General features: G+C 72.3%; 13 protein-coding genes. All 13 read right to left on the reverse strand.

Translation table 11 applies throughout. The annotated features are described in order from the left end of the window. Window positions 1–30: 30 nt before the first annotated feature. Window positions 31–597, reverse strand: coding sequence for an NUDIX hydrolase (locus tag ACQPZA_RS31585; RefSeq protein ID WP_433275715.1), 567 nt, complete (start codon window positions 595–597; stop codon window positions 31–33). Next, complete coding sequence (locus ACQPZA_RS31590; protein WP_433275716.1) at window positions 591–1,958, reverse strand: coenzyme F420-0:L-glutamate ligase; 1,368 nt, start codon at window positions 1,956–1,958, stop codon at window positions 591–593. The genes ACQPZA_RS31585 and ACQPZA_RS31590 overlap by 7 nt, the downstream gene beginning before the upstream one ends. Further along, on the reverse strand, window positions 1,942–2,934 hold the full coding sequence (cofD, locus tag ACQPZA_RS31595) for a 2-phospho-L-lactate transferase (RefSeq protein ID WP_433275717.1): 993 nt from the start codon (window positions 2,932–2,934) through the stop codon (window positions 1,942–1,944). The genes ACQPZA_RS31590 and cofD overlap by 17 nt, the downstream gene beginning before the upstream one ends. Before the next feature lie 109 nt (window positions 2,935–3,043). Next, window positions 3,044–3,862 (reverse strand): NmrA family NAD(P)-binding protein, encoded by an 819-nt coding sequence (locus ACQPZA_RS31600; RefSeq protein ID WP_433275718.1) that lies wholly within the window; start codon window positions 3,860–3,862, stop codon window positions 3,044–3,046. Between the two features lie 53 nt (window positions 3,863–3,915). Beyond that, on the reverse strand, window positions 3,916–4,689 hold the full coding sequence (locus ACQPZA_RS31605) for an SDR family NAD(P)-dependent oxidoreductase (protein WP_433275719.1): 774 nt from the start codon (window positions 4,687–4,689) through the stop codon (window positions 3,916–3,918). Then, on the reverse strand, window positions 4,686–5,789 hold the full coding sequence (locus ACQPZA_RS31610) for a zinc-binding dehydrogenase (RefSeq protein WP_433275720.1): 1,104 nt from the start codon (window positions 5,787–5,789) through the stop codon (window positions 4,686–4,688). The genes ACQPZA_RS31605 and ACQPZA_RS31610 overlap by 4 nt, the downstream gene beginning before the upstream one ends. Next, window positions 5,786–6,163: a tautomerase family protein gene (locus ACQPZA_RS31615; protein ID WP_169400605.1), complete on the reverse strand. Its 378-nt coding sequence runs from the start codon at window positions 6,161–6,163 to the stop codon at window positions 5,786–5,788. Before ACQPZA_RS31615 ends, ACQPZA_RS31610 begins: the two co-directional genes overlap by 4 nt. After that, window positions 6,163–7,260 carry a Gfo/Idh/MocA family protein gene (locus ACQPZA_RS31620; protein ID WP_433275721.1) on the reverse strand — a complete coding sequence of 366 codons (1,098 nt, stop codon included), beginning with the start codon at window positions 7,258–7,260 and terminating at the stop codon, window positions 6,163–6,165. The genes ACQPZA_RS31615 and ACQPZA_RS31620 overlap by 1 nt, the downstream gene beginning before the upstream one ends. Beyond that, complete coding sequence (locus ACQPZA_RS31625) at window positions 7,257–8,201, reverse strand: aldo/keto reductase (RefSeq protein WP_433275722.1); 945 nt, start codon at window positions 8,199–8,201, stop codon at window positions 7,257–7,259. The genes ACQPZA_RS31620 and ACQPZA_RS31625 overlap by 4 nt, the downstream gene beginning before the upstream one ends. A gap of 48 nt (window positions 8,202–8,249) precedes the next feature. After that, the gene (locus tag ACQPZA_RS31630) at window positions 8,250–9,143 is read right to left on the reverse strand and encodes a carbohydrate ABC transporter permease (protein WP_433275723.1); all 894 of its coding nucleotides are present in this window, start codon (window positions 9,141–9,143) and stop codon (window positions 8,250–8,252) included. Further along, window positions 9,140–10,087 (reverse strand): carbohydrate ABC transporter permease, encoded by a 948-nt coding sequence (locus tag ACQPZA_RS31635; protein ID WP_169398580.1) that lies wholly within the window; start codon window positions 10,085–10,087, stop codon window positions 9,140–9,142. The genes ACQPZA_RS31630 and ACQPZA_RS31635 overlap by 4 nt, the downstream gene beginning before the upstream one ends. A gap of 13 nt (window positions 10,088–10,100) precedes the next feature. After that, entirely contained in the window at window positions 10,101–11,423 is a 1,323-nt protein-coding gene (locus ACQPZA_RS31640) for an ABC transporter substrate-binding protein (protein WP_169398581.1), read from the reverse strand. Between the two features lie 79 nt (window positions 11,424–11,502). Next, a complete protein-coding gene (locus ACQPZA_RS31645) occupies window positions 11,503–12,888 on the reverse strand; it encodes a glycoside hydrolase family 5 protein (protein WP_433275724.1) in 1,386 nt (461 codons plus the stop codon). Window positions 12,889–13,038: the final 150 nt, after the last annotated feature.

Below are 13,038 nucleotides of genomic sequence, written 5' to 3' on the forward strand. Positions count from 1 at the left end.
CCTCATTGCAGCAAAGCCACGTTCATGCCGTCAGATTGCGTGAACGTGGCTTTGCTGCAATCCGGGGTCCTGCGCGGCGCGGACCATCGTGGCCACCGTGTCGGAGTCCTCGGGCAGCGCGTCGAGGGGCCACCAGCGCAGGTCGAGGGACTCGTCGCTGATCCGGGGCACCGCGCCGGCCGGTGCGTGCACCAGGAACCGGACGTCGAGGTGGCGCGTCGGCACGCCGCTGGAGCAGGTGATCGGGTGCACGCCGATGTGCAACGGCTGCGGGGCGATCGTCAGCCCGTCGATGCCGGACTCCTCGGTCGCCTCCCGCAGCGCGGCGTCCCGCAGCGAGACGTCGGCGTCCTCGCAGTGACCACCGAGTTGCAGCCACCGTCCGACGCGCGGGTGCAGGGTGAGCAGCGTCCGCTCGCCGTCGGCGTCGAGGACCAGCGCCGAGGCCGTCAGGTGCCCCGGCTCGCACGACCGCGAGCACGCATCGTCGGGCCGGGCCGCGAGGAACGCGAGCAGGGCGTGCTGCAGCGCCTGCTGCTCCTCGCCCACCGGCTGCCAGGCCGCCAGCTCGGCTGCCGCGGTGGCCGGGGCTACCACTCGACGAGCCCGGTCCCCGGATCCCGCGGCGGCCGTGGGACCAGCGGCTGGGCCGGCATCCCGACGGCGACGGCACCGAGCGGCTGCCAGTCGGGCGGCAGGTCGAGCGCTGCGCGCACCACGTCGGGGGCGAAGATCGTGGACCCGACCCAGCAGGACGCCAGCCCCTCGGCGGCCAGTGCCACCAGCAACGACTGCACCGCCGCGCCTCCCGCCACCGTGAACATCGTGCGTTCACCGAGGCGACGGGCCTCGTCGGGATAGGTGTGCATGCCGTCGCCGGTGCGGAAGGCCAGCACGAGCTCGGGTGCGCGGCGCAGCAGGTCACCGCGGCGCATCCGGCGCTCGACCTCGTCGGCCGGGCGGCCGTCGGCCTCCAGGTGCTCGCGCCACCGGGCCGCCATCCCGTCGAGCACGGCGGCCCGGCGCTCGGCGGTGCGCACCCAGGCGAAGCGGATCGGCGTGCTGTGGTGCGGCGCGGGCGCGGTGAGCGCCACGCCGACGGCCCGGCGCAACGCGGCGCCGTCGACCGGCTCGGCGGAGAAGTCACGGGTGCTGCGGCGCAGCAGCACCGCCTCCCGCCTGCCCTTCGCGATGGCTTCGTCGGTGCCCAGCCAGAACATGTCCTCGTCGAGCGGGCGCACGAGCTCACGAGCGGTGGAGCCGTCGTCGACGGGGCGCATCCCGCGCACCACGGCCACCGGCAGCCCGCCCAGCTTGCCCTTCACGAGGTCGGCGGCAGACGCCAGCTCGTCGGCGATCGCAACCTCGGTGACCAGCAGCTCGTTGCCCTCGGCGTCCTCGGCGCCCGCGTACCGGTGCAGCACCTCGAGGCCGGCCGAACCGATCGCGACGTCGGTCTGCCCGACCCGCCACGACCGGCCCATCGTGTCGGTCACCACCACGGCGACCTCCACACCGAGCAGCCGTCCCAGCTCCGCACGCAGCCGCGCCGCGCTGGCGTCCGGGTCGGCCGGCAGCAGCGCCAGCTCGTCGCGCCGCACGTTGGAGCCGTCGATCCCCGCTGCGGCCTGCACGATGCCGAGCTTGCCCGCGACGATCAGCGTGCGCCCGCGCCGCGCGAGAACGCGCTCCGTCTCGGCGTCCACCAGCTCACGACGCAGCGCGTCGCGCGCCTCGGGGTCGGTGGGCGCGGGCACGAGGCGGCCCTCGACCTTGGAGAAGATCTTCGACGTCACCACGACGACGTCGCCGTCGACGATCCACGGGGCGGCGGCGGCGAGCGCGCCGGCCAGGTCGTCGCCCGGCCGGAACTCCGGCAGCCCGCGAACGGGGAGGACGGTGATCGCGTCGGGGGCGGCGTGGTCGGTGACCGGCTGCTGGTCAGGCAACTGCGGCACCGGCCAGCTCCAGGGCGCGGCGCGCCATCTCGGCCGTGGCGTCGACGTCGGTCATCAGCAGCGGAACCGACCGCACCTCGACGCCGGGCACCTCCGCGGTGTCGCCGGTGTGCACGAGCCAGCCGTCGAGCAGGCCGCCGTCGGCGCGGGCCCCGAGGTGACGGCCGACGGCCTCCGCCGTGGTCTCCACCCCGATCGCGCTGAGGCACGCGTCGGCCATGCCCCGCAACGGCCTGCCTCCGACGATCGGCGACAGCCCGACGACCTTGGCGCGCGTGTCGCGCAGGGCGTCGCGCATCCCGGGGATCTCCAGCAGCGTCCCGATGCTCACCACCGGGTTGGACGGCGCGACGAGCACCGCGTCGGCCCCCGCGATCGCCTCCCGGACCGCGGGCAGCACGGTCGCCTGCTCGGCGCCGATCGAGGCGAAGCTGTGCGCGACCGGCTCGGCCTTGTGCCGCACCCACCACTCCTGGAAGTGGATCGCCTTGCGCGCCTTCGGGCCCGTCTCCGGGTCGTCGACCACGACGTGGGTCTCCACGCGGTCGTCGGTGGCGGGCAGGAGCGTGACGCCGGGCTGCCAACGGTGGGACAGCGCCGCCATGACGTCCGAGAGCGGGTAGCCGGCCCGGAGCATGCGGGTGCGGACGAGGTGGGTGGCGATGTCGCGGTCACCGAGGCCGAACCACGTGGGGTCGGCCTCGTAGGCGGCGAGCTCGTCGCGCACCGCCCACGTCTCCCCCGCCCGGCCCCAGCCGCGCTCCGGGTCGATGCCCCCGCCGAGCGTGTACAGGCAGGTGTCCAGGTCGGGGCAGATGCGCAGGCCGTGCATCCAGACGTCGTCGCCGACGTTCACGACGGCCGTGATCTCGTGCTCCGACTCGCCCGCCCCGACGGGAGGCAGTCCGAGGGCCGCCTTCACCCCGAGCAGGAACCTGGCCCCACCGACGCCGCCGACCAGCACCGTGACTCTCACCCGCGCGAGCCTACGCGCGGGAGATCGGCCGCTGAGCAGCGGCGGCGGGTACCGGGACGCCCGGACCAGGGCGCAGGTCAGGGCTTTCCGTCGCCCACGCCCGCCCGGTTCACCGGAAGGCGGTGGCCTGCTCGGCCGCCCATCGGTCGAAGCGGAGCGGCGGGCGGCCGGTGAGCCGTTCGACGGTGTCGGCCACGGTGGACGCAGCCGCCGGCGGGTTCGACTGCCACGCGACGAGCAGGTCGATCAGCTCGTCGGCATAGCCGTCGGCCCGCCACCTCGCCCTGGCCTGCTCCTCGGTGAGCTCCACGAACTCGACGGGCCTGCCGATCGCCCCCGCGATGACCGCCACCCGCTGCCGCGGGGTCAAGGTCTCCGGACCCGTGATCGAGTAGGTCCGCCCGGCATGGCCCTCACCGACGAGCACCGCGGCCGCCACCGCCCCGACGTCCGCCTCGTGCACGACGGCCACGGGCACGTCAGCGAACGGCTCCCGCACCACGCCGTCGGTCGCGATCGAGGCCGCCCAGGCGAGCGCGTTGCTCATGAAGTCGACGGGCTGCAGTCGCGTCCACTCCAGACCGCTCGCCTCGACGGCCTGCTCCACCGGCCCGTCCTGCCCGTTCCACAGCAGGGCGACCCGCCGGACGCCCGCCTTCTCCGCGAGGTCGGCGATCTCGGGCCCGGTCGTCAGGGTGGCGTAGTCGTCGCCGCCCGTCGTGAGCAGGTGAACCGCCGTCACGCCGTCGAACGCCGGGCCGAGGGTGTCCGGATCGGTCAGGTCACCCGCCACCACCTGCACGCCGGCGGGCAGCGCGGCGCGTTCCGGGCGGCGGGTCAGCGCGCGGACGTCCTGGCCCGTGCGAAGCAGGTGTTCCACCACGTGACGCCCGGCCTTGCCGGTGGCGCCGGTCACGAGAATCGTCATGGGCGGGACGCTAGGAGCTGAAGTCGACTACAGGTCAATACCGACGGACAGGATCAACCGGACATCCACCCACCGTCCACGATCCACCGCTGCCCGGTGCAGGAGCGGCTGTCGTCGGCGGCGAGCCAGAGCACCATCCGGGCGATGTCGTCGGGCTCGAGACGGTGCGGGAGGCACTGCGCTCTGGCCCGGTCGGCGTCCGCCTCCGGGGTGAGCCAGTGCTCGAGCTGACGCTCGGTCATGACCCAGCCGGGCAGGACGCAGTTGACGCGGACGCCGTCGGGTCCGTAGTCGCGGGCCAGCGAGCGGGTCATGCCTTCGATCGCGGCCTTGGCGGTCATGTAGGCGGTGAGGTCGAGCAGGTCGATGTGGGCGCTGATCGACCCCAGGTTGATGATCGAGCCCCGCCCGGCGGCGCGCATCGCGGGGGCGACGGCCTGGGCGGCGAAGAACTGGTGGTCGAGGTTCACCCGCATCCGGGCGTCCCAGTAGGCGGGGTCGATCTCGGCGCTGGGGTGGCGGGTGTCGTCGGCGGCGTTGTTGACCAGCACCTGCACGTCGCCGAGCTCACCGGCGATCTCGGCGATCGTGGTCCGGTAGGCGTCGAGGTCGCGGACGTCGCAGCCGCGGAAGAGCGGCCGGGGGTGCCCGTCGGCGGCGACGGTCTCGACGAGCGCGGCACCGGCCTCCTCGGCGATGTCGACGAACCCGACGCGCGCGCCCTGCGCGGCGAACTGGCGGACGAACTCCGCCCCGAGCCCGCTGGCCCCGCCGCTGATCAGCACCACGGCGTCGCGCAGGCTCGGGTAGGTGGCGTACCCGGTCACGGCACCACCACGGCGCGACCGGTGGCGCCGTCGCGCAGGGCCCGGTAGGCGTCCTCGACGCCGTCGAGGGGGTACTGCGCGCCCAGCAGCGCTTCCAACGGGAGCCGCCCGGCCTGGTACAGCGCCAGGATCCGGGGCAGGTCCACCGGCGGGTTGGCCGAGCCGTAGAGGCTGCCGACCAGGTGCTTCTGCTGCTGCACCAGCTCGTTGATCGGGATCGACGCGGTGGCGTCCACCGCGGCCAGCCCGACCGCGATCGCGGTGCCGCCGGGGCGCAGCGCGGTGAAGGCCTGGCGCAGGGTGTGCGGGCTGCCGACGGCGTCGAGCGCCACCTCGGCGCCTCCCCCGGTCAGGTCCTGCACCGCCGCCACCACGCCGGCCGCGTCCAGGCTGCCGGCGTCGACGGTGTGGGTGGCGCCCAGCTGCCGGGCCAGCTCCAGCTTGTCGGCGGCCATGTCCACCACGACAACGGGTCCGGCCCCGACCAGGACCGCGCCCATCACCGCCGACAGCCCGACACCGCCCGCGCCGATCACCAGCAGCGGCCGGCCGGCCAGCTGGCCGCCGACGTTCACCACCGCACCGAGCCCGGTGATCACGGCGCAGCCGGTGACCGCGGCGACCGCGACCGGCACGTCCTCGGGCAGCGGCACCACCGCGCGCTGCGACACCACCGCCCGCTCCGCGAAGCACGAGACGCCCAGGAAGTGGTGCACCTGCTCCCCGCCGCGGTGCAGCCGCGAGGTGCCGTCCATCAACCCGCCCGAGCGGGCCTGCACCCGGCCGTAGATGCACATGACCGGGCGGCCGGTCATGCAGAACTCGCAGAACCCGCACCGCGGGCGCCAGGTGAACGAGACCCGGTCCCCGACCTTCAGCGTGTCGACCCCGGAGCCGACCTCCTCGACGACCCCGCAGCCCTCGTGCCCCAGCACGATCGGCAACGGGCACGGGATGTCGCCCGCCATGTAGTGCAGCTCGGTGTGGCACACCCCGGCCGCCTCCACCCGCACCAGCACCTCGCCGTCGTGCGGGGCGTCGAGCTCGACCTCCTCGACCTGCAGCGGCGTGCCGGGTTCGCGCAGGACGGCGGCCCTCATGCGGCCGTCCCGTTGCCCGCCCGGCCGGCGTACCAGTCCTCGGGACCGTTCTCGGTGACCGCGACGAAGACGTCGTCGGGCCGGACACCCACCGCCTCCAGCTCCTCCGCGATCGCCGCGAAGGTGGCCTTCTTGGTCTCGGTGCTGTAGCCGCGGACCATCAGGATCTGCACGAAGACGACGGCGCCGCGGTCGACGCCGAGGTAGTGCCGGTCGTAGGCGAAGGACTCGACGGGCAGGCTCCGCACGATCTGGAACCGGTCGTCCACGGGCATCCCGAGACCGCGCACCAGGCCCGCGTTGACACCGTCGGCGATCGCGCGGCGCTGCTCGTCGGGGGTGGTGTCGGGCAGGTCGATCCTCACCAGCGGCATCAGGCCCACGGCTCCTTCGTCACACGGACATCCTGCCCCGTACGGGCGGACTCGCCGATCGCCAGCGCGATGGCGTGGTCCTGGCAGCCCTGCGCGAGCGGGTAGGGCTCGGGGCCCTCCCCGCGGGCCCACGCTCCGGTGGCCTCCAGGAACGCCGCGACGGCGATGTCGTCCTCGGACAGCCGGGTGCCGACGTAGGGGTTGCGGTACACCACCTTGCCGTCGACGCTCACGAAGTCGAGGTCGTTGCCCTCGAGGTTCATGTCGACCCCGGTGCGGCGGTAGACGAGGTGCGACTCGACGGGGCTCGTGGCGTCGACCATCCGCACGAGGCGGTCGTCGACGAGCTCGCCGGTGGAGCCGCGGACCACGATCCGCCGGGCGCGCAGCGGGTTCCACCACTGGTTGTCGGTGAAGTCGTAGAGGCCGGAGCGGCCGCCGAAGTCGATGGTGGCAAGCGTGGTCTTGCGCGGCTCTGGGGCAGCGTCCTCGTGCCAGCCGCCGAACGAGAGCGGGTCGACCAGCGGCGCGGTGAAGTCGCGCCCGGTGACCACGGCCTCGTCCATGTCCACGCCGAGCAGGCCGCGGATGAGGGAGACCGCGTGGTACATGTGCGTGGAGGAGAGCTGCACCGAGGTGGGCTCGCCGATCAGGCCGTCGCGCACCACCGCGAGCCGGGCGGCGTGGCCCGGCATCAGCAGGTACTGCTCGGCCACCTGCACGAGGCCACTGCCGCCCACGTCGGACCACAGGGAGCGCAGGCCGTCGAGGTCGGGGGCCGGTGGGGTCTCGGCCAGCACGGGCACGCCGAGGGCCACCACCTCCCGCGTGGTGACGGGCATCTGGCCCCACGGCACCGACGCGATCACGAAGTCGGGACGGTCCGCGGCGAGCAGTTCCTCCACCGTGCGGAACGTCGGCACGCCCCACTCGGCGGTGACCTCCTGGCCCCGCTCGGCGGTCCGCGTGACGACGCCTGCGGCGCGCAGCCGGTCGGGGGCGGCCCGGGCCAGCCGCAGGAAGAACAGCGAGCGCCAGCCGCTGCCGACCACGCCGAACGTGGTGGGGGTGCGGGGCGTGGGGTCGGGTGCGGTCATCGCAGCCAGTTCTCCTCGGCGGGGGTGAGGTCGGCGAGCACGGTCCAGAGCTCGTCGGGGATCGGGTGGGTGGCGAGCTGGATCGTCTGCTCCAGCCGTTCCGGCCGGGACATCCCGACCACCGTGGACGTGATGCGCGGCTCCCGCAGTGAGTACTGCAGCGCGGCTGCCGCGAGTGGCACGTCGTGCTCGGCGCAGGCCCGTTCCATGGCGGCGGCGGCCGCGAGCACCGGCTCGCGCGCAGGGCCGTAGGCGTACTTCGGCTGGGCCGCCGGGCCCTTCACCAGCAGGCCGCCCCCGAAGGGAGCGCCGTTCAGGACGGCCACGCCGGCCGCCGCGCACTCGGCGAGCAGCGGTTCGGCCGAGCGGTCCAGCAGCGTCCAGCGGTTGTGGGTGAGCACCACCTCGAAGGCACCGGTGGCCACGAACCTGCGCAGCAGGTCGATCGGGCCGCCCGCCACGCCGATGTGGTCGACCAGTCCCTCCGCGACCAGCTGCTGCATCACCTCCACCGGGCCGCCGGGGGCGGTGGCCTCGGCGAAGGTGATCCGCTCGGGATCGTGCAGGTGCAGCAGCCGGATGCGGTCCACCCCGAGGTTGGCCAGGCTCTCCTCGAACGACGCCCGCACGCGCGGCCCGTCGAACGGACCGCCGTCCACGGGGTCGACCTTGGTGGCGAGCAGTACCCCGTCGGGCACGCCGCCCAGCTCCCGAACCACCGCGCCGATGCGGCGCTCGCTGGTGCCCGCGCCGTAGCCGTTGGAGGTGTCGACGAAGGTGAACGGCCCGGCGAACGCGCTGCGGACCGTGGCGAGCGCCCGTTCCTCCGGCACCGCGTAGCCGTAGACGGAGGTCATGTCGCCGAGCTCACCGGTGCCCACACAGAGCGGGGTGACACTCAGTCCGGTGCGGCCGAGGGCCCGCGGGGTCAGCACGTCCACGAAGTCTGCTCCTGTCCGATCTTGCTGTCACTGCTCACGACTTCCCTCTCAGGTCTTCACCGCACCGGCGGTGAGCCCGGCGACGAACCAGCGCTGGAAGACCACGTAGGCGATCACCATCGGGAGCGCACTCAGCGTCATCGCGGCGGTGAGGGCGGGCCAGTTGGTGGAGTACTGGCCGATCAGTGCGTTGGCCGCCGGCTGGATGGGCTGGTCGCCGGGCTCCGAGATCAGCGCGCTGGCGAACAGCAGCTCGTTCCACACCCCGATCATCTGGAAGATCGCCACGGTGGCGATGCCGGGCATGGCCAGCGGCAGCATCACCCGCCAGAAGATCTGCACCTCGCTGGCGCCGTCCAGCCGGGCCGCCTCGGCGAGCTCGTTGGGGAGCGCCTCGAAGAACGTGCGCATCAGGAACAGCGAGAAGGAGACGCCACCCGCGGTGTAGACGAGGATCAGGCCCAGCTGGCTGCCCAGCAGCCCGAAGGTCTGCAGCTCCAGGTAGACCGGGATGAGCGTCGCCACGCCCGGCAGGAACAGCGCACTGGTGATCACGAAGAACAGCAGGTTCCGCGCGGTGAAGCCGATGCGGGCGAAGGCGTAGCCGGCCAGCGTGGCGGCCACGATCGTGAACACGAGTGTCGCGCCGGTGATGAGCACGCTGTTGAGGAAGTTGCGCCAGATCTCCAGCTCGTTCCAGGCGAAGACGTACGCCGAGAACTGGATCTTCTCCGGGATGAGCGGCCCGGAGAACGCGGTGTTCTGGGGCCGCAGCGAGGTGAGCACCATCCACACGAGCGGCCCGATCGCCCCGGCGGAGATCACCACCATCGCCGCGTGCCACAGCACCCGCCGCAGCACCGCCCCCGGGTCGCGGCGCCTGCCGCGCGCCACCGGGGGCGGCGCCGGCGGCCGGACGCCGGCGTCCACCGTCGTGGTCATGCGTCTCCCTTCCGGAACCGGTAGAGCAGCAGGGTGGCCACCCCGGCGACGAGGAAGACGACCACGCTGATCGCCGAGCCGTAGCCGAAGGAGGAGACGCCGCCCGTGGAGGACCCGAAGGTCAGCAGGTAGGTGTAGGTGCTCAGCGACTCCGAGGCGTGCAGCGGGCCGCCGTTCGCCATCACGAAGTTGAGGTCGAAGACCTTGAGGCCGTTGAGGACGTTGAGCATGACGACCACCTCGATCACCGGCCGCAGGATCGGGATCGTGATGCTCCACGCCTCGCGCAGCGGCCCAGCGCCGTCCATCCGGGCGCTCTCCGCGATCGCCGGGTCGATGTTCCCCAGCGCCGCGTAGAAGATCAGCATGAACAGCCCGGTGGCCTGCCACAACGACACGACGATGATCGTCGGCAGCACGGTGGCGGTGTCACCGAGCCAGGGGTGGGTGAGCGCGCCGAGCCCCACGTCCGTGAGCAGGCGGTTGACCACGCCGAAGACCGGCGTGAGCCCGAGCCGCCAGAGCAGGCCCGTGACCGTCAGGGAGATCGCGGCCGGGAGGAAGAGCAGCGTGCGGTAGACCACCGCGCTGCGCCGGGGTCCCGCGTTGACCAGGAGCGCCAGGCCGAGCGCGAGCCCGGTCTGGAGCACGGTGGTGACCACCGTGTACACGACCGTCACCACCGCGGCCTGGACGAACGTGGGGTCGGTCAGCATGACGCCGTAGTTGTGCAGGCCGGCGAAGTAGGTGCCGCCGAAACCGTCGGAGCGGGTCAGCGACAGGTAGAAGGTGCGGGCGACCGGGTAGGCGATGAACACGACGAAGAACGCCAGCGCCGGGACGACGAAGCTCAGGCCGGTGGGGGTGGACCATCCGGTCAGCGGACGTCGGCGCCCCGGCCGCGGCGGGGCCGCGGTGCGGGTGCTCGGGGCGAGGGAAGCCATGGGCGGGGCCGCGTCAGATCTTCCGGGCCTGCACGACGGCGGCCTCGATGGCGGTGGCGGCCGCCGCGGGGGTGGCCGAGCCGTTGATGACAGAGACCACGCCGTTGGACACGGCGTCGAGCGAGCCCTGCCCGAAGAGGATGTGCGGGGCGCCCTCACCGTCGAGCAGCCACTGGGTCATGGTCTTGATGTCATCGCCGGTCACGCCGGCTGCGGCCTGCTTCGTGCAGGGCATCGAGAAGGTGTCGTTCATCATCTTCAGGTAGCGCTGCGGGTCGTAGAGGTACTTGAGGAAGTCGATCGCGGCGTCCTTGTTGTCGGACTTCTCGCTGATCGCCCACGTGTAGCCCGCCTGGTTGGCACACCAGTGCTTCCCGCCCGCGGTGTAGGCGGGCGTCTTCGCGATGCCGTACTCCTTCAGGAACCCGGCGGGGGCCTCCTTCTGCAGCACCGGCGGGAAGAACGACCCCGAGAAGAGCATCGCCGCCTTGCCCGTCATGAAGGTGCTGTTGGAGGTGTCGCTGTCGACCGCGAGCACGCCCTTGTCGAACACCCCGGCGTCGGTGAGCCGCTTCACGACCGTCAACGCCTCGACCACCTCGGGACGGTCCCAGGTCACGCCCGGCTTCTCGTGGGAGTCGAGGTCGAGCACGATCTGCGGATCGCCGGAGATCTGCGTGATGATCGGCAGCATGAAGTCCGACAGCTGGTTGCTGGGCGTGCCCTGCGCGGACATCGGCACGTAGCCCGCGGCGTTGATCGCCGGCGCCATCGCGATCAGGTCGTCCCAGGTCTCCGGCGGTTCGAGACCCAGCTTGCCCATGATCGTCTTGTTGTAGAACAGGCCGAACGTCTGGGCGGCCCAGCCCACGGCGTACTGGCCGTCGCCGTAGACGTTCTCGTCGTTGGTGGACGGGAAGAACCCGTCGAGGAACGGCTGCCCCAGCGCCTGGCGCAGGTCCACGATCCGCCCCGCCTTGCCCAGGGCGAGCGTGGAGACCAGCGGCATGAAGATGTCGGCCTCGTTGTTGGCCGCGAGCGCCGCCTGCAGGGCGGGCGCGTAGCTGCCGAAGTCCCAGTAGCGGGGTTCGATCTTCACGTTGGGGTTGATCGCTGTGTACTCGGCGATGGTGGCCGCGAACGCGTCCTCGAACTCCGAGGCCCAGGTCCACAGGCCGAGGGTGGTGGTGCCGCTGCCGCTGCCGCCACCCGCGCCGCAGGCGCTCAGCGCGGCGGCGGCGCCGGCGGACAGCCCGGCGACCGCACCCATCCGCAACAGGCTGCGGCGACTGAACCGGCCTGCGTCGAGGGTCCGGGCCAGGGAAGAACCGTTCACGTCTACCTCCGGGGAACGAGCGCCGACGAGACCTCGACGCCGGTGTCAGGTCACGGGCTGGGTGGGCCCGCGCAGTGCCTCAGCCCTTCGTCAGCTGCTCGCGCAACGTCTCGCGGACGGTGCAGTTCTCGAAGGCGAAGGAGTCGGCGAGAGCGCAGAGCTCGCTCTCGTCGAGCCCGCGCAGCAGGTCGGCGTACTCGTCGACCAGCGGCTGCGCGAAGGTGATGTTGAGCAGCAGCGTCCGGACCCAGTCGAAGCGCCCCCACGGGTAGGGGTCGAAGCCGGGGAACTCCCGCTCCACCAGGTCCTGGACGGGCTGGGTGACCTCGCGGACGCCCTCGCCCCTGCTCCCCCACTGGTCGGCGCCCAGCCGGTCCTTCTTCGCGACGAAGTCGGCGAAGTGGCGCCGGTAGGGGGAGTCCGGGGCGGCGCTGACCAGCCCCTGGCGGCCGATGTCCTTGTACATCCAGATCGACCAGCCGGCGTCGTACTCCCGGTAGATGTCGAGCTGGTCGGCCAGGATCTGCCTGCGCTGCTCGTCGACGGCCGGGTCGCCGGTGTAGATGGGGCCGAACTCGCCGACGTAGATCGGTGTGCCCGTCGACCGCGCGTACTCCGAGCGTTGCAGGAACTTGCGCTCGACGGCGTCCCGGTCGATCCACACGCCGTCGGTGTGTCCCGGGTAGGGACCCCCACGGCCGAGACCGGCCGCCACGTAGTCGTGGCAGGTGTAGACGGTGTTCTCCCAGGGTTCGGTGAACATGTCGAACTCGGTGGAGTAGGTGTTGCCGTCGACGAAGAGCGTGTGGTGGGGGTCGACGGCCCGGATCGCGGCGGCCAGGCGCTCGTAGAACGGGCCCACCACGGCGCGGGACTCGTCCGCCGGCTCGTTCATCAGGTTGTAGCCCGCCACCCGGACGTCGCCGGAGTAACGGTCGGCGATCGCCTCCCACAGGTGGACGACGCGGTCCTGGAAGTGCCGGTGCTCCCAGAGCAGCGCGCGGTGCGTGGAGTTGTCGGAGTGCCAGTGCTGGTTCTGGGATCCCGGCAGCGCGTGCAGGTCGATGACCGACGTGATGCCGTGGGCCCCGAGGGCGGCGATCGCCCGGTCGAGGTGGCGGAAGCCGTCCTCGGTCACCTCGAACGGGCGCATGTCGTCCTCGAGGTGGCGGTAGTTGAGGGCGATCCGCACCGAGTTGAGACCGACCTCGGCCAGGAAGGCGGCGTCGGCCTCACCGAAGAAGCTGGTGAGGAGCCGCTCGAAGAAGAGCTCGTAGCGGTCGTCGCCGATCGCCTTGCGGACGGCCGCGCGCATCATCGACTCGTTCGCCGCATAGCCGGTGATGAAGTTCTCCATGTTGAGCCAGCCGCCGAGGCACACCCCCCGCATGCGGAACGGCTTGCCGTGGACGTCGAGCAGCTGGGCTCCGTGGGTGCGGATGTGCTGCAGGGCTGCGGCGGGCACTCAACCAGCTCCTCATCGAGTGGATGTTTCGAAAGTTTGCGATACTTCCGATGCTCGTCGGGACGCTAGAGCGCGGATGTGATCTCCGTCAAGCCTTGATCTGAGCCTCTGCCAGGCGTACGGCGCTGGACAGGGCGTTCCACTTAACGA

Source organism: Pseudonocardia xinjiangensis, assembly GCF_050948425.1.
Taxonomy (GTDB): domain Bacteria; phylum Actinomycetota; class Actinomycetes; order Mycobacteriales; family Pseudonocardiaceae; genus Pseudonocardia; species Pseudonocardia xinjiangensis.